This is a genomic window from Xanthomonas cannabis (assembly GCF_040616535.1).
Lineage (GTDB): Bacteria > Pseudomonadota > Gammaproteobacteria > Xanthomonadales > Xanthomonadaceae > Xanthomonas > Xanthomonas cannabis.
Map to the genome: position 1 here is coordinate 4,738,392 of NZ_CP136580.1, position 16,474 is coordinate 4,754,865.

Below are 16,474 nucleotides of genomic sequence, written 5' to 3' on the forward strand. Positions count from 1 at the left end.
CGTGGATGCCGGGGGCGGGATCGCCGACACGTGCGAAATCGGTGGTTGCAGGGGCGGAGTGCTGGGCAAGGCCGGGTACGGCGACGTCCTGGTCGGTGCTGGATCTGGCCGGGTCCTGGGCGGTGCCGGGTCTGGCGGACTCCTGGGTTGTTCCGGGTGTTCCGGGTGTTCCGGGTGTTCCGGGTGTTCCGGTTATTCCGGTTGTTCCGGGTGTTGCGGGTGTTGCGGGTGTGTAGAGCGCCGAGCGGCGGTCGGGTTCGGGTGCCAGGTCGTCAGGCAGGGGCTCGCGCACGCGGCCGGCGCTGGAGGCAGGCACGCCATCGCCCCCGGCGTTGCGCCCGGCATCCAGGCCGCGGCAGAACAGATAGCGCACGCCGCCGAAGTCGCGGGCGTAGTCGTAGCCACCGCCATCGGCGGCATCGCCCAGGCGGAAGCGCAGCCAGCGGTGCAGCGCGACGGTGTAGATCAGCGCCTGCAGCTCGTACTCGCTGTGCGCCATGGCGCGGGCCAGGGCGTCGGCGTCGTAGCTGGGCAGGCGGTTGGACTTGTAGTCCAGCACGTACCAGCGGCCGTCCACGGTGTAGGTGAGATCGATCAGGCCGGTCATCAGGCCTTCCAGGCGCTGGCGCATGCCGAAGGCCTGGCGGTCGCCGACCACGCCAAACCGGTGCAGCAAGGCCAGCAGCGCATCCACGCGGGTGGGCCGCATGGCGAAGTGGAATTCCATTTCGTTGCGACGCTGCGGCGCGGGCACGTCGGCCAAGCGGGTGCCTTCGGGCAGCGCGACGGTGAGGGTGTGGCCGATCAGCGCGGTGAGCATGCTCAGGCCGTCGTCGAGTTCGTCCTGGGCGTAGCCGCCGCGCTGCAGGGCTTCGACGATGGGCGCAGCCTGGCCGTCGGGCGCGGGTTGGCCGGGCCGCCACGCGTGCCAGGCAGCGAAGTCGCAGCGCTCGAACACGTCGTGCATCACCACGCCGAAGCGGTTGCCGGCAAAGCGTGGGTCGAAGGGTTCGGCCTCGGTGGCCACCGCGATTGCTTCGCTGCCGGACGGCTCGTCGCTGCCGCCGCTGCCGACCACGGTGGCGCTGGCCATCGGGTCGGTGGCGGCGCCGGCATCGGCATTGGCCAGCTGGGTGAAGCTGTAAACCCACCACTCCGGGGCGATGTGGCGCTGCGGGCTGCGCGCGGGCGGCACCTGCGCCTCGACCGGTGGCGGCAGGCGTGGCAGGTTGGTGGGCGGCGTGCTGGTGTCGACCACCACCGCGCCCTCGCCTGCCGCGCCCTGCAACGCATCCAGCGCGCGCAGCATGCCGGCCAACGCAGTGCGCTCGTGCTGATGGAACGGGCCACTGGCGATCCACAGCGCGTGCTCGGCGCGGGTCAGGCCGACGTAGAGCAGGCGCGCGTCTTCGGCACGTTGTTCCTGTTTCCAGGCCGCTTCGGCGGCGCTCCAGGTCGGGTCGTCTTTGTCACGGCTCCATTTGGACACGTTCCAGTGCAGCTGGCGGCCGAGCTCGGGCGCATGCACCACGCAGTGGCGGCCGGCGCCCTTGTCGCTGCGGCCGATGCCGATGTACGGCAGGAACACCAACGGATATTCCAGGCCCTTGCTCTTGTGCAGGGTGACGATCTGCACGCGGCGCGCGTCCGACTCCAGCCGCAGCTGCTGGGCTTCGTCGTTGTCGTCGGCATTGGCGATGCGGCGCGACAGCCAGTCCACCAGGCCATGGGGGCCGAGCGCGCGGGCGTCGGCTTCCTGCAGCAGTTCGGCCAGTTGCAGATAGTTGGTGAGGCGGCGTTCGCCATCGACCAGGGCCAGCAGGCGTTGCCCGTGCGCGGCGCCCAGCTCGCCGATCAAGGCCAGCGGGCCGCCGCGTTGCCAACGCTCGCGCCAGTCCAGTGCGTGCTGCTGCCAGCGGCGGTGACGCTCGCCGTCGTGTGCGAGCGCAGCGATGGCGGTGGCGTCTTCGCCGATCAGCACGGTGGCCAGGGCGGCGCGCAGGCGGCTGTCGTCGCCGGGGTCGAGCAAGGCCTGCAGCAGGGCGAGCAGTTCCAGCGCCTCGTCGGTGGCGAACAGGCTTTGCTTGCCGGCGGCCACGGCGGGGATGCCCATCGCGCCCAGTGCCTGCTGGATGCGGGTGGCCTCGCCGTGGCTGCGCACCAGCACGGCGATATCGCCGGCCTGCACCGGGCGGCCGTTGATGGTGGCGCTGCCGTCGCGGCCACCGGCCAGCCAGCTGCGGATCGCCGCGACGCAGGCGGCGGTGGCCAGCTCGCGGGCGCGGCCGGCGCTCCAGGGTCTGGGCTTGCCCTTCATTACCGGCGGTGGCTCGGGCGCGCGCCACAGCGTGAGTGCCGGCGCGGTGACGCCGTTGCATTGCAGGTCGGTGTCCAGGCGTTTGGTGCCGGCCTGCACTGGGTGGAAGGCGATGCCGTCGGTGAGGAAGGCGTCGGTGTAGCCGGCCTGCGCGTACAGCGCATCGATGGCGGCCAGCACGCCGGGGCGCGAGCGGAAATTGTGGCTCAGCGGTGGCGCCAGTTCGGCAGTGACCGCGGCAGCCAGATAGGTGCGCACATCGCCGCCGCGGAAACCGTAGATGGCCTGCTTGGGGTCGCCGATCAGGAACAGGGCCGGCTCCAGGCCGGCGGCGCGGGCAAGCGGGCCCTGGCCGAACACAGTGGAGAAGATCGCCCACTGGCGGTCGTCGGTGTCCTGGAATTCGTCCACCAGCGCGATGGCGTATTGCGCGCGCAGGCGCTGCACCAAGGCATCGGCCTGCGGGCCTTGCAGCGCATGCGCCACGCCATCGACCAGGTCGTCGTAGGTCTGCACGCGGCGCTGGCGCTTGAGCAGTGCCAGCCGTGCGATGGCATCGTCGCGCAGCGCGTGCAGCAGGCGGATGCGGCGGCGGGTGCGCCATGCTTCGACAGCGGCCAGCGCGGTGAGATAGCCATCGATCTCGTGGCTCATCGGCGAGGCCGGCGTGCGGTCGACGAACTTCTTGTTGGTGCCGGCCGCCAGCTCCGCAGCGGTCAACTTGAGCAACTTCGGATGCGGCGCGCTGTCGTGCGAGGGCGCCGCGGCGAAGCTCTGGAACCAGTGCCACAGCGAGGCCAACCACTCGGATTTGTAGCTGACCTTGCTCAGGATGCCGCCATCGATGGCGGCCATGATGGCTTCGAAAAACGGCGTGCCATGGGCCTGGAACGCAGCCGCCAATGCATGGCTGGCGTCGTGCACGGCCTGCAGCAATGCCGCGGCATCGTCGGTGGCGTCATCGGAGCGTGCGGGCAGGATGGCCGGGTGGCGCACCAAGGCGCGCAGATCGGTAGCCAGGGCGGGCGGGCCGCCCGACCACAAGGCGATCAGGTCTTCGGCCATCACCGCATCGGCGGCGCGTTGCCGCCACAGGTCGGCAGCGACTTCGCCCAGCAATTCGCGGTCGTTGGCGAGCAGTTGCGGTGCGGCGAAGGCCTGGCCGCTTTCCAGCGCATGTTCGCGCAGCACGCGCGCGCAGAAGCCGTGGATGGTGAACACGGCGGCCAGGTCGATTTCTTCGACGGCCTGTTGCAGGCGGCGGCGCAAGGCGGCGGGGGTTTCGGTGCCGGTGGCCAGGTGCGCTTCGAGAATGGCGCGGGTGAGCAGGGCGTCGGGCGCTTCGTGTAGGAGCGGGCTTGGCCGCGACGGGTCGTTGGCGACGTCGGTCGCGGCCAAGGCCGCTCCTACAGGAGCATCGGGCGTCGGTACGATGGCCGGTTCGGTCGCGCCCGGGTGCGCTCCTACGATGGTGGATGAGGCATCGGGCACCAGCGTTGCAGCCAGCACCAGGCGCTCGCGGATGCGGCGGCGCAGTTCCTGGGTGGCGGCTTCGGTAAAGGTCACCGCGAGGATCTGGCCGATGCGCAGGCCGCGCTCGACCACCAGCCGGGTGAACAGCGTGGCCAGGGTGAAAGTCTTGCCGGTGCCGGCGCTGGCTTCGATCAGGCGCACGCCATGCAATGGCAGGTGCAGGTACGGGTCGATGACGGGAGTGCTGCTCATTCGGCGTCGTCCTGTGCGCCGTGCCAGTGGCGCCAGCTGTCGATCAGCCGCTCCGGGTCGAGCGTGGTGTCGGTGCTGCCGCGTTCGAGCAGGTCATACACGCGATGGCTGGTGGTGGCGAACTCGGTAAAACGCTGCACATCGGCAAACGGGTCGCGGCCGCGGTTGACCAGGCGCAGTTCCGGGCTGTGCGACTCGCTCCAGCCGAAGCTGGCCTGCCACTGCCCGGCGGCGTCCTTGATCGCCTTGTCCAGGTCGTCGCTGCGCGCGGCCTGGTGATATTTCCAGCTGCTGTACGGCGCGAACGGCAACGGCGCCTGCAGCCCGTGGCGATACAGCTGCAGCAATTGGGCCAGGGCGCTTTGCGCCTGCGTCTGCGATAGCGGCTCGGGATCGATGGGATGCGGACCCAGGCCATCGTCGTGTTCGAAGAAACGCACATACGGCGTCTGCTCGCCGGCGGCGCGCAGCAGCAGCCATTCCAGGCCGTGGCGGATCGTGCTGCGGCCGCTGAGCGCGCCGACCTGCACCCGCCCCACGCCATCGGCGTACCAACCAGGCACACGGCCATGCACGTCCGTCTCGCCGATCTGCACCTGCAGCCGGCGCGACTGCGCCGGCGCTTCGCCACGCCATTGCTGGAATGCCTGCGCATACGGGCGCAGTTGCGCCACCCGCTCATCGAGCTGGCGCCGCCCCAGTGGGCCGGATGGCAGCAGTGCGCGCGCGCGCAGACGCTCGTACAGCCGCTCGGTGTCGCCAGCCAGTGCGGCGTCGAACACATGCTGCTGCAGGCCGTATTGGTCCAGCCCGTGCGTGGGGGCGAGCAACGGTTCCAGGTCGCTGTCTTCGCTGGCCGGATCGGGCAAACGCATCCCCAAGCGATGGCGCAGAAACTGCCCGGCCGGGTCGGCGAACAGGCGGCGCAGGTCGTCGATGGACACGCTGCTCGGCACTGCACTGTCGTCGGCCGGCAATGCAGCGGCCACCCATGGCGCAAGCGGCTGACGTTGCCCGACCAGACTGTCCACCGCCGGGCGCCATTGCCGGCGATAACTGAAACGGCGCGGGTCGGCGTGTGCGTCGTCGCCCACCGCGCCGAACGCCGCGGCGGCGAACGGCTGCAACGGGTGACGCACTACCAGTGTGTCGAACGCCGCTGGGTCGGCGTGGTACTGCGCCGCGCTGCCCAGCAACTCGCTCACCAGTACCGACGGCTCACGCACGCTGCCATCGCGCGCATCGGCGCCGAGATAGCTGAGGTAGAACACCTCTTGCGCGGAGGCGAACAACTGCAGGAACAAAAAGCGGTCGTCCTCGCGGGTGGAGCGATCACCGTGGCGGCGACGCTCGGTGCCCAACTCGGCGGTGAGCCGATTGAGCCCGGCGGCCGGGTCGCGGCGCGGGAAATCGCCATCGTTCATGCCAAGCAGGCAGATCACCCGGAACGGCAGCAGGCGCATCGGCACCATGCGGCCGAAACTGATGCCGCCGGTGAGCAGCGGCGCGCGCGTATCCGATTCGCCCAGCACTGCGGCGAAATGCGCACGCACCACCTCGGCCGGCACCTTGCCTGCGTAGTCGGCACGCACCGCATCGCGGGCGAACTGGTCGATCAAGCTGCGCAGGCGGTCCAGCGCGCGCTGTGCACGCGGTGCGGTGGGCGCTTTTGGCATCAGCGCCTCCAGCAGGCCAAGCAGACGCTCGCGCCATTCCACCGGCGTCATCGCTTCGGCCAGCAACGATTGATGGCGTTCGAGCACGCGCAACAGCTTCAACAAGGTGTCCAGTGCGGCCAGCGCGCTGCCTTCCAGCTGCGGCCATGGCGCCACGCCATCGATATCGTCGTCGGCACCGCTGGCATGCCCCAGCAGCAGCCGGTCCAGCGCAAAGCGCCAGGTGTAGGCGTCGTCGCTCGGGGCCTGCAGTTGACGCCGATGCGCCGCATCCAGGCCCCAGCGCGCGCCGGCCGCGTGCAGCCAGCTGCGCAGGCGTTCCAGCCCGGCTTCGTCCAGGCCGGCGGCTTCGGCAATTGGTGCGCTGGCCAGCAGGTCGAGAATTTCGTGCAGGCCGAAGCGTGCGATCGGCAAGCCGAGCAAGCTCAGAAAAACCTCGGCCAGCGGCTCGCTTGCCAGCGGGCTGGCATCGGCCAATGCATACGGCAACGCGTCGTCGTTGCCGTGGCTGCCGAACACCGCGTCCAGATACGGCACGTATGGGTCGATATCCGGCGACAGCACCGCGATCTCGCGCGGCTGCAAGGGCGGGTCGAAGCGCGGGTCGTCGAGCAAGGCGCGCAGCTGGTCGTGCAGTACCTGCAACTCGCGCAGCCGCGTGTGGCAGGCGTGCACCTGCAGGCTGGGGTCGTGCCGATTCACCGCCGGCAACGCGGCCGGTACGCGTGGCGCGCGGCGATGGAACAAATCGCTCTGCATGCGCCGCAACAGACTATCGCCCAGGCCGCCATCGGCCAGCGCGCGGCGGCCGGACTCCAGCGGGTCGGCATACGCGGCGATCTCGGCCAGCGGGTGCACCACCTCGTAGTCGCCCACCAAGGCCATGAAGTCGCGCCCGGCCGCGCCCCAGGCCTGCAGCAGCGGGTTTTCCTGCACTTGCTCGGCGAACAGCTGCACCGCTCCGTCTTCGCGGCGACGCTGCCACAGGGTCTGCAAATCGCCCCAATAGCCTTGCGTGGGCGTGGGCAGATAAAAATGCAGCGTGCCCACGCGTGCCTGCGTGGCCAGCACGCGCAGCACGTCGGGTGAGATATTGAGGATGGCGAAGGCGAACAGCCGGCCCGGCAAGCCCTGTGGCAAAGGCCCGTCGGCGCGCGCGTGCCGGTCCAGATACTGGCCGATGCGACGCGCGCGGTATTGCCGGCCCGATGCGATGCTGCGCCACAGCCGCGCCTGTGGATCGTCGGGGTCGGCGCCGCCTTCCCAACGCAGCAGCCAGTCGCGGCGCCAGGCCTGGTATTTCTCGAACACACTGCCCAGCTCGCCGGCCAGCGCCCACGGCTTGAGCGCGTCGCCGTCGGACAGATAGCCGGCCAGTGGCGCCAACGCGGCATCGCTGCCCAGGTCCGATTGCAGGGCCGCGTACAGCCGCCACTGCGTGGTGGCCATGTCCAGATCGTCGTCGGCCGGGCCCAGGTTGCACTCCAGCGCGCGCGCGACGAACTCGCCGGGGGTCAGGAATTCCAGATTCGCCGCCACCCCGTGCTCGGCCGCCAGCGTGGATTGCAGCCAGCGCCGCATCGCCACCTGCGGGATCAGCACCACCTCCGGTTGCAGCAGCGGCTGCCCGGGTACCGGTCGTCGCAGCTCCTGGGCCAGCAGGGCAGCCAGGGTATCCAGCGCATTGGATGGATAAAGGCGGAAATCGGGCGCGGAGGTGACGTGCATGCGTGCGCGCATTGTGCCGGATGCGCGCGTGATGCGCTGTCGGCGCTGGCCGCGATCTGCCCTGGCGCTGATGCACGTGCGCCGTGCGGTCGAGCGCGCAGGCGCGCTGCCGGCGCGCGCTGCAATCCGATGCAGCCCCTCATTGCCAATGCCATGCGGCGCAAGCATTCGACGCCCCATGCGGATCGCACCGAATCAGATGGATGTGCCGGCCGGCGCATCGACGCTGCCCGGCAGCGCCGCGTCGGCCAGCACCGGAGTCAGAGCGGTGCATATTCCCGCGCCGCGATCGCGTGGCAGCCGGCGTGCGACCTGCGTGATCGCGACCGCAGGTCGAACAGGGGCAGGCCATCAAGCGGCGGGCCAGCCGCATCCACCGGGCAAACGTCGCAAATGCGATGGGCCGGGGTCATCGCCCGGCCCATCGCGTTGCTTGCTGAGCGGGCTTGCGCCGCGATCAGTATTTCTTTTCCAGATTGATCATCCAGGTCTGGTCGTTGTTGCTGTCGCCATCGGTGATGCCGCGGTATTCCAGGCGCGTGGACAGGCCTTGCTCGGTCAGCAATGCCGCGCCGATACCGACCATCAACCGGTTGCGGTCGAACGCACTTTGCGCGGTGCGATAGAACGGACCGCCGCTGAGATCGGCATAGCTCAGCGTGGCATCGCCACGGCCCTGGAAGTCGCGCTGATATTCCACGCGCAACTGCGGGGTCAGCCGGCCCCAGCGTACTTCGCGGCGCCACTCCAGGCGCAGGCCCAGGTTGCCGGTCGTGGTGGCCACATCCATGTCGGCATAGCGCAGCGCGAACGGCGCCACGCCGTCTTCCGCATAGCCATCCAGCGTGGCACGTGCCACATCCACCCGCGCATACGGAGTGATCTGCACATCGCCGCGCTGCAGGTCGGCACCGGTGGACAGCGAGGCGATCCACTGCTTGCCGTCGCGGTTGCCCTCGGCCAGCGAACTGTCGTCGGTGACGAAGCGGCGCAGGTCGTAGGACAACATCTGGTAACCCACCAGGGTGTCGAAGAAGAACGCCTTGCCCGGGTGGAAGCTGGCATACAGCGCCATGGTATACGCGGTGCCCTTGCTGCGGCTGCCGCGCGTGCCCACATCGCTGTCGTCGCGGCCCCAGCCCAGGCCCGCACCGATCGCCAGCGACTGCGCAACCCGGTAGTCGGCGCCGACGCTCAGGCCGTCGGTCTGGAAGTCCACCCCATTGCTGTTGGTCTGCCGGTTCAAGCTGCCCGAGCGGATCGCACCGCCGATCCACAGGCCCAGGTCGCCCTGGCCCTGCACACCTTCGCTGCTGCCCACCGCCGCTGCCGGCGCATCGCGGAAGTCGTTGTCGGCGTCCTGGGTGTCCGGGCTGCACGGCTGCGCAGTGATGCCGCGCTCGGCCTGGCGGCAATGCGAGGTGGGCTGGAAGCTCACCGCGTTGGTGAAGCTGCCACCACCACGGTGGGTGGCTTCCAGACGGCGCTGGAAGTTGTCGATCTGCGCACGGGCAAACCGCCGCGTGGACTCGGACTGCGCATCGATCAAGCCACGCACTTCCGCGTCCTGGCTCGGGTCGCGGCGCGGCGCGATGTTGAACACCACATTGGCCGGCACCGAGGTCGCGAAGGCATTGGACAAGGTGAACTGCACCGTGGCCTGGCCGACAAACGCCGGGTTGGGAGTAAAGGTCAGCATGAAGCTGGGCGTTTCGGCCATTGCCGCCGCGGCCGGCGACGGGCCGCCGGAGGCGCGCGCCGCTGCGGCGGTGGCAGGTCCGCCAACTCGGGTGATGGTGGCAGTACCGGCCGAGGCCGGCAGCACCGCAACCACGGCCGCAGCCACAAACGGCCCGCCGGTGGCATTGCGGGTGATGTCCACCTGCTGCGCTTCGCCGGGCACCGCCTCCGCGGTCACCGACACCGCCACCGGCCGCGCATTGACGGTGATGGTCAGCGTGGTCGCCGCCGAGGTGCCGCCACTGCCGCTCGCGGTATAGCTCACCACATCGGTGCCGATGAATCCGGCGTTTGGCGTGTAGACCACATCCAAGCCATTGACCACGGCACTGCCGTTGGTCGGCGCAGTGGTAATGGCAATGGCGGTGATCGTGCCGGTGTCGTTGCCGGTCACCGCCACCGTCACGGCGGTGCCGTCCATGGTCACGGCAGCGTCTGCCACCGCCACCGGCGCGGCGCTGCCCACGCTGACGCTGTAGGCCTGCGCCGCGCTGGCAGCACTGGCGTCGGTCACGGTGATGGTGAAGTTGCTGACGCCTTCGGCACTGGGCGTGCCGGACAGCGTGCCGTCGGCAGCCAGCGTCAACCCGGCCGGCAAGGTGCCGCTGGTCACGCTGAAACGGTAAGGCGCCACGCCGCCGGACACGGTCAATGTCTGGCTATATGCGCTGCCATTGACGGCCGGCGGCAGCGTGCCCTGCCCGATCACCAGCGTGGCCGCACCGATGGTCAATGCATAGCTGCGCGAGGCCTGCGCAGCCGGGCTGGGCGTGCTGTCGGAGGCAGTGAGGGTGAAGTTGAACGTGCCCGCCACGGTAGGTGTGCCGCTCAGCCCGCCGGTCGCCGCATCCAGCACCACGCCGGCCGGCAGCGCGCCGCCAGTCAGCGCATAGCTGTACGGGGCGGTGCCGCCGGTGGCCGGAGTGATTGCGGCGGTGTACGCCTGCCCGGCGGTGCCGGCCGGCAAGGTGGATGCAGGCAGCACCAGGTTCGGGCCGGCCACGGTCAGCGCATATGCCTGCGTGCCGGTGAAGCTGTTGGCATCGGTCGCCTGCACGGTGAAGTTGAACGTGCCTTCCACCGTCGCCGTGCCCGACAGCGTGCCGTTGCTGGCCAGGGTCAGGCCCGCCGGCAGCACGCCACTGGCAATTGCATATGTGTAAGGCGCGGTGCCCCCACTGGCGCTCAACGCCTGGCTGTACGCAGTGCCACGCGTGGCACCGGGCACCGTGGTCGGTGCGACCACGATCTGCGGCGCCGCGATGGTCAATGCATAGCTGCGCGAGGCCTGCGCGGCCGGGCTGGGCGTGCTGTCGGAGGCAGTGAGGTTGAAGTTGAAGGTGCCGGCCACGGTAGGTGTGCCGCTCAGCCCACCGGTGGCCGTGTCCAGCACGATACCGGCCGGCAGGGTGCCTGCGCTCAACGCATAACTGTAGGGCGCAGTACCGCCGGTGGCCGGAGTGATTGCGGCGGTGTACGTCTGCCCTGCCGTGCCCGCAGGCAAGGTGGATGCAGGCAGCACCAGGTTCGGGCCGGCCACGGTCAGCGCATATGCCTGCGTGCCGGTGAAGCTGTTGGCATCGGTCGCCTGCACGGTGAAGTTGAACGTGCCTTCCACCGTCGCCGTACCCGACAGCGTGCCGTTGCTGGCCAGGGTCAGGCCCGCCGGCAACACGCCGCTGGCAATCGCGTAGGTGTACGGCGCGGTACCGCCACTGGCGCTCAACGCCTGGCTGTACGCAGTGCCACGCGTGGCACCGGGCACCGTGGTCGGTGCGACCACGACTTGCGGTGCAGCGATGGTCAACGCATAGCTGCGGCTTCCCTGCGACGGCGTTCCCGAGGTGCTGTCCGTGGCCGTCAGGGTGAAGTTGTAGGTCCCGGGGGCCGTAGGCGTGCCGCTCAGCGCACCGGTTGCGCTATTGACCGTGATCCCGGCCGGCAGGACGCCGGCAGCCAGGGTGTAGGTATAGGGCGCGATACCGCCGCTAGCCGGCGTGATGGCGGCCGAGTAGGCCTGACCGGCGGTTCCCGGTGCCAGCGTGGTGGCCGGCAGGTTCACGGCCGCGCCGGCAACCACCAGCGTGTAAGCGCGGCTTCCGGTGGTCGGCGCTCCGCTGTCGGTGGCGCTCACGGTGAAGTTGAAGCTGCCGCTGGCGGTCGGGGTGCCCGACAGCACGCCGCTGGCGTTCAGGGTCACCCCGGCCGGCAACGCACCGGCACTGAGCGCGAAGGTGTACGGGGCGGTACCACCGCTGGCCGACAGATTTTGCGTGTAGGCGGTGCCCGCCGTCGCCGCCGGCAGCGACGCCGGGGCGATGACTACCACGGCATCGTCGTTGTTGATGGTGCCGGTACCGGTAGCGCGGGCGATGGTGGCATTGGTGGCGCTGGACAGCACCACGCGATAGGTCTCGTTGGGCTCCACCGAAAGATCGCCGTTGACGGAAATCGCCACGGTCTGCGTGGTGGTTCCCGGGGCGAAGCTCAGCGTTCCCGAGCGGGCGGCGTAATCGCTGCCAGCCGTGGCGGTACCGTCGGCGGTAGCGTAATTGACCGTGACGGTCTGGCCGCTGGCCGTGCTCAGGCTCACCGTGAAGGTGGCCGTGGTGGTGCCGCTGTTGCCCTCGATCACGCTGACGTCGTCGATCGACAGCGCCGGCGCCGTGTCGTCGTTGACGATCGTGCCAAGGCCCTGCGCATCGGCCACATTGGCGCCGGTGACATTGCTGATGTTGACGAAGTAGGTTTCGTCCGGTTCGTTGAGGCTGTCGCCGTTGACCAGCACGCTGAAGGTGGCGCTGCTGCTGCCGGCGGGAATGGTCTGCCCGCTCAGGCTGGAGGCGACGTAATCCGACCCGGCGTTCGCGGTGCCATCGGCGGTGCTGATGTCGAAGCTGACGCCGCCGGCACCGGCCGGCTGGCTCAACGACACGGTGAAGGTGGCTGTCGTCGTACCGGCATTGCCCTCGTTCACCGAAACGTCGTTGATGCTCAGCGACGGCACATCGTCGTTGAGGATGGTGCCGGTGGCGCTGTTGGGCGAACCCACCACATACCCACTGCCCGCGTTGAGGGTGATCACGACGGTTTCGTCGGGCTCCGACGTCGCGTCCGCAGTGGGATCGATGACGATGCTGCCGCTGGTCTGCCCCGCCGGAATCACCAGCGGCGAGTTCACCGCCGCGAAGTCGGTGCCCGACGTTGCCGTGCCGCCGACGCTGAAGCCGATCGAGACGGCGGTTGACGACGGATTGGTGAGCGTCACGGTGTAGGTCAGGTTGGTGCCGCCATCCTCGGCCACGCTCGCAGGCGACACCGCGATCGAGGCGGTGGTGATGTCGTCATTGACGATGGTGGCCGTTGCGCTGGCCGGGCTGCCGGGCGAATAGCCGGTGCCGTTGGCGACGCTGAAGGTCACCGTCTCGTCCGGTTCCACCACGCCATCGGCGATCGGGGTGACGCTGAAGCTGGCGGAGGACGCATTGGCCGGCACCACGACGCTGCTCACCGCACCGGTGTAGTCGGTGCCACTGGTCGCGGTACCGCTCCGGGCCAGGTTCACCGTGGTCGCCGATGTGTTGGTCTGGCTCAACGTCACCGTGTAGACGAAGGCAGCGCCGCTGTCCTCGCTGCGGTTGACCGGGCTGACCGCAATGCTGGCCGTGCGCGAGGGGTTGATGGTGATGTTGAAGGTGAGGACGTTTTCGTCCTCGTCGCGCAGGTAGAACGTATCGGAGGTCGCAGAATTCCCCCCATGCGTATAGGTGACCGTCTGGGTGCCGGGGCCACTCTGAAAGCTGAGCTGGATGCTGCCGTTGGCAGTGGAACCGCGGCCATTGGCATCCAGCGGATTACGCGGGTCGTCGCCCATCCCGATGTTGGAGGGGCCATCGCAGTTGCTGACGTCGAACGTCACCGAACCGCTCTGGTTGATCGTGGCGTTCTGGGTCGAACAATAGGCCGACGCCCCCTGTGCCCAGACCTGTCCGGGTAGCAGGAGCGCCAGGGCGCAGATCATCACGGCCACCATCCAGCGCATCGGCGCACCGGTGCCTGTTCCACGCCACTGCGGCTTGTTCACGTTCTACCCCTGATGAAGCGCCACCCCGGCGCCGGCACGGTCCTCGTGCCTGAAGGCAATGCCGCCCTAGAGAAGTCATCCCCTGGCATTGCGAGCGCATTGAAACAGGAACTGACTGCCAGTTAAAGAACAAAAAATTAATACTTCATTCCAGTTCTGGATTGTCCCGGCTTGTGGGACCCCGCCGCGGCGGGTATCTGTACGGCGACCCCCGACACATGTCGGCGGCGCACCTACGCAGGGAGAGCTGCATGAGCGAGTTTTTCATCGGCCAGGTCATGCTGACCGGTTTCGCCTTCGCGCCGAAATATTTCGCGCAATGCAATGGCCAGCTGCTGCCGGTCAATCAGAACCAGGCATTGTTCAGTCTGCTAGGGCCGCGCTTTGGCGGCGACGGCCGGACCACGTTTGCCCTGCCTGATCTGCGCGGTCGCACGCCGGTCGGGTACGCGCCGTCGGTCGATGCGAACTGGCAGCCGCCGGTCGCACCGATGGGTCAGGCGGGCGGCGCGGAGGCGGTGACCCTGCTGCCTGCCAACCTGCCCGCGCACAGCCACCTGGTGGAATGCAGCAGCACCGGCGGCAACAACCGCACACCGACCGGCCGCGTGTTTGCCACCAACATGGCCACCTCCGGTGCCGCCACGCCGCTGTATGCCGCTCCGGGAACGACGGTTCCGCTGGCGCCGGCAACGGTCGCGTCCGCTGGCGGTGACCAACCGCATCCGAATCTGCAGCCCTACACCACGATCAATTTCTGCATCGCGCTGTCGGGCATTTTCCCCTCGCGCAGCTAAGCGCGACCGCATTCGGGTGCGCCTGCACGCGCGGCGCCTCATCGACCAGGAAGGATCACATGGGCACTCCATTCATCGGCGAAATCCGCATGTTCGGCTTCGGCCGCACGCCTCAGGGCTGGCAGGCGTGCGACGGCTCGCTGCTGCAGATCTCGGCATACGAAGCGCTGTACCTCCTGCTGGGCACCTCGTATGGTGGTGATGGGCAAACGACCTTCGGGGTGCCGGATCTGCGCGGGCGCCTGCCGGTTCACCAGGGCCAGGGCCCTGGCCTGAGCAACTACGTGTTCGCCCAGAAGAGCGGTACCGAAACGGTGACCGTGACCGAGCCGCAGATGCCGGCGCATACCCATGTCGCACAGGTCACGACGGTGGCGGCAACCAGCCCTTCACCGGCCGGACTCCTGCCCGCGGCGGTCGGTGCCACGCTGTTCTATGCCAGCGACGTGACCGGGGCCACCGCGCTGGCGATGTCCACGCAGAGCACCTCGTTCACGGGGGGTAGCCAGCCGCACGACAACACGATGCCGACGCTGACGGTGCAGTACTGCATCGCCACCACGGGCATTTTTCCACAGCAGTCCTGATCCACGGCGCCGCGCCGAGCCGGTCGCGGCCTGCATCGCTCCACCGGAGGAAATGCGCATGACCGAACCCTATTTCGGCGAAATCCAGTTGTTTGCCTTCGATTACAACCCATACGGTTGGGCGCTGTGCAACGGCGCAACCCTGCCGGTCATGCAGAACACCGCGCTGTTCTCGTTGCTGGGCGTGGCCTATGGCGGCAACGGCAGCACCACATTCCAGTTGCCGAACTTCTCCGCGCGCGCCGGCTGCCAGCAGGGGGCGGCGCCGGGTCTGACGCCCCATGCGCTGGGCAATGCGTTCGGCTCCGCCTCGGTGAGCCTGTTGAGCACGCAGATGCCCAACCACGAGCACGGCTTCAATGCGTTCTCGCAAGCGGATCCGAGCAAGAAAAGCGGCACCCCCAGCAGCGGAGCCGCACTGTCGAACTTGAACAGCAACAGCGACCGGCCGTTCAATGCAGTTGCACCCGACCAGCAGTTTTCCCCGACCATGGTGCTGCCCGCCGGCAACGGCCAGGCGCACGAGAACCGGCAGCCCTATCTGGCCATGAACTTCTGCATCGCGCTGCAGGGCGATTACCCGGTGTTCGACTGAAGCCATGCCGCACCTGCGTCACAGGGTCGCGCCGATCGACCTGGAACCACCTGCTGCACTGGGCGTGCCAGGCGGCGTGCTTCGTCCCGAGCGCGCCACCGATCTGCCCTGGCTACGCGATCTCTACGCCAGTACGCGGCGCGAGGAACTGGCGCAGGTGCCGTGGGCGGAGCAGACCAAACGCGCGTTTCTGGACCAGCAATTCGCGTTGCAACGCGCCCATTACCTGCAGCATTTCGCCGGTGCCGACTTGTTGATCGTCCAGGTTGGGCCATTGCGTATCGGTCGCCTGTACCTGCACCGCACCACCACGCAACACACGCTGGTGGATATCAGCCTGCTGCCGGACTGGCGCGGCAAGGGCATTGGCTCGCACCTGATCGCCTACGCGCAGGCATCCGCCCGCGCTGCGGGGTGCGCCGTGTGCCTGCATGTGCTGCACGCCAATCCTGCCGCACAGCGGCTGTATGTTCGTCACGGCTTCATTGCGGGGTGCAGCACCCAGACGCATCTGCAGATGCACTGGACTCCGGGCGGCCCACCGCCGTCATCGCTCAGTTGAAGATCGCCTGATACAGGAACCCGTCGCGTTCGCGCGCCACCGGCACCAGAAAGATGCCGATCTCGCCCAGGCGCGCGTGACGCATCTGATAGGTCTGTTGCGGAAACAGAAAGGCCGAGCCATTGCGAAACAGCAGCGAGAACGGCGCACGCTGCGCGTTGCGTGTGTCCTGCAATGGCCTGGCTTCCACCAGCACGAACGGTACCTCGCCCTCGTTCAAGGAGGCAGCGAAGGTTTCGTTGACGCTGCCGGCGAAGTGTTCAAGCGTCAGCAACTCCATGGATGATTCCTTTCATGACGATGTGCACGGATCGTCGCGTGGTTCGCGCCGGCCCCACAAGATGGCGATGCCAACAACGCGACGCACTCGACACATCCGAGCGATGCGGCAGGCGCCATCGCAGTGCGCACGTGGTATCCGACTGTGACGACACCGGGACCCCCCAGGTTCTGAAACGCCAGCCTCCCATGCACTTACTACCTACTGCAGCGTACGTTGGGCAGCCCTCGCATGCAGCGCAATCGTCCGTGCGTTGCGGGACACGCTGTTACGCAGATGGCGACATGGGCGGCCCCATGGCCTGCCGCATGAATGCGACAATACTGCACGCGGCGGTTCGGTTATGTTCAGCCGTGTGACAGTTACTCTATCGCGTTGGAATT

7 protein-coding genes and 1 pseudogene are annotated in these 16,474 nt (G+C 68.4%); 4 read left to right on the forward strand and 4 right to left on the reverse strand.

Translation table 11 applies throughout. The annotated features are described in order from the left end of the window. Nucleotides 1-334 precede the first annotated feature (334 nt). The 3 genes and pseudogenes from RZV17_RS20050 to RZV17_RS20060 form a co-directional block, all read right to left on the reverse strand. Nucleotides 335-4,042: pseudogene (locus RZV17_RS20050) on the reverse strand (exodeoxyribonuclease V subunit beta); the annotation flags it as partial. Beyond that, entirely contained in the window at nt 4,039-7,446 is a 3,408-nt protein-coding gene (gene recC, locus RZV17_RS20055; RefSeq protein ID WP_355606049.1) for an exodeoxyribonuclease V subunit gamma, read from the reverse strand. The pseudogene RZV17_RS20050 and the gene recC, both read right to left, overlap by 4 nt. A gap of 457 nt (nt 7,447-7,903) precedes the next feature. Beyond that, the gene (locus RZV17_RS20060) at nt 7,904-13,207 is read right to left on the reverse strand and encodes a putative Ig domain-containing protein (protein WP_355609535.1); all 5,304 of its coding nucleotides are present in this window, start codon (nt 13,205-13,207) and stop codon (nt 7,904-7,906) included. Between the two features lie 314 nt (nt 13,208-13,521). On the opposite strand from RZV17_RS20060, the gene RZV17_RS20065 reads away from it, so the two are divergent. From RZV17_RS20065 to RZV17_RS20080, 4 genes are read left to right on the forward strand one after another with little or no spacing between them, the layout of a single operon-like run. Continuing rightward, nucleotides 13,522-14,067: a tail fiber protein gene (locus tag RZV17_RS20065; protein ID WP_355606052.1), complete on the forward strand. Its 546-nt coding sequence runs from the start codon at nt 13,522-13,524 to the stop codon at nt 14,065-14,067. 59 nt (nt 14,068-14,126) lie between these two features. Then, nucleotides 14,127-14,654, forward strand: coding sequence for a tail fiber protein (locus RZV17_RS20070; protein WP_355606055.1), 528 nt, complete (start codon nt 14,127-14,129; stop codon nt 14,652-14,654). Between the two features lie 58 nt (nt 14,655-14,712). After that, nucleotides 14,713-15,249, forward strand: coding sequence for a phage tail protein (locus RZV17_RS20075; protein WP_039410645.1), 537 nt, complete (start codon nt 14,713-14,715; stop codon nt 15,247-15,249). 4 nt (nt 15,250-15,253) lie between these two features. After that, on the forward strand, nt 15,254-15,811 hold the full coding sequence (locus RZV17_RS20080; RefSeq protein WP_355606058.1) for an N-acetyltransferase: 558 nt from the start codon (nt 15,254-15,256) through the stop codon (nt 15,809-15,811). Here the strand turns inward: RZV17_RS20080 and RZV17_RS20085 are convergent. Then, a complete protein-coding gene (locus RZV17_RS20085) occupies nt 15,804-16,091 on the reverse strand; it encodes a hypothetical protein (protein WP_184368333.1) in 288 nt (95 codons plus the stop codon). The genes RZV17_RS20080 and RZV17_RS20085 overlap by 8 nt on opposite strands. Nucleotides 16,092-16,474: the final 383 nt, after the last annotated feature.

What these genes read in the sequence shown, in the direction of transcription:
- recC (WP_355606049.1), bottom strand. Translation starts at nt 7,446, where the DNA reads ATGCACGTCACCTCCGCGCCCGATTTCCGCCTTTATCCATCCAATGCG.
- RZV17_RS20060 (WP_355609535.1), bottom strand. Translation starts at nt 13,207, where the DNA reads ATGATCTGCGCCCTGGCGCTCCTGCTACCCGGACAGGTCTGGGCACAG.
- RZV17_RS20065 (WP_355606052.1), top strand. Translation starts at nt 13,522, where the DNA reads ATGAGCGAGTTTTTCATCGGCCAGGTCATGCTGACCGGTTTCGCCTTC.
- RZV17_RS20070 (WP_355606055.1), top strand. Translation starts at nt 14,127, where the DNA reads ATGGGCACTCCATTCATCGGCGAAATCCGCATGTTCGGCTTCGGCCGC.
- RZV17_RS20075 (WP_039410645.1), top strand. Translation starts at nt 14,713, where the DNA reads ATGACCGAACCCTATTTCGGCGAAATCCAGTTGTTTGCCTTCGATTAC.
- RZV17_RS20080 (WP_355606058.1), top strand. Translation starts at nt 15,254, where the DNA reads ATGCCGCACCTGCGTCACAGGGTCGCGCCGATCGACCTGGAACCACCT.
- RZV17_RS20085 (WP_184368333.1), bottom strand. Translation starts at nt 16,091, where the DNA reads ATGGAGTTGCTGACGCTTGAACACTTCGCCGGCAGCGTCAACGAAACC.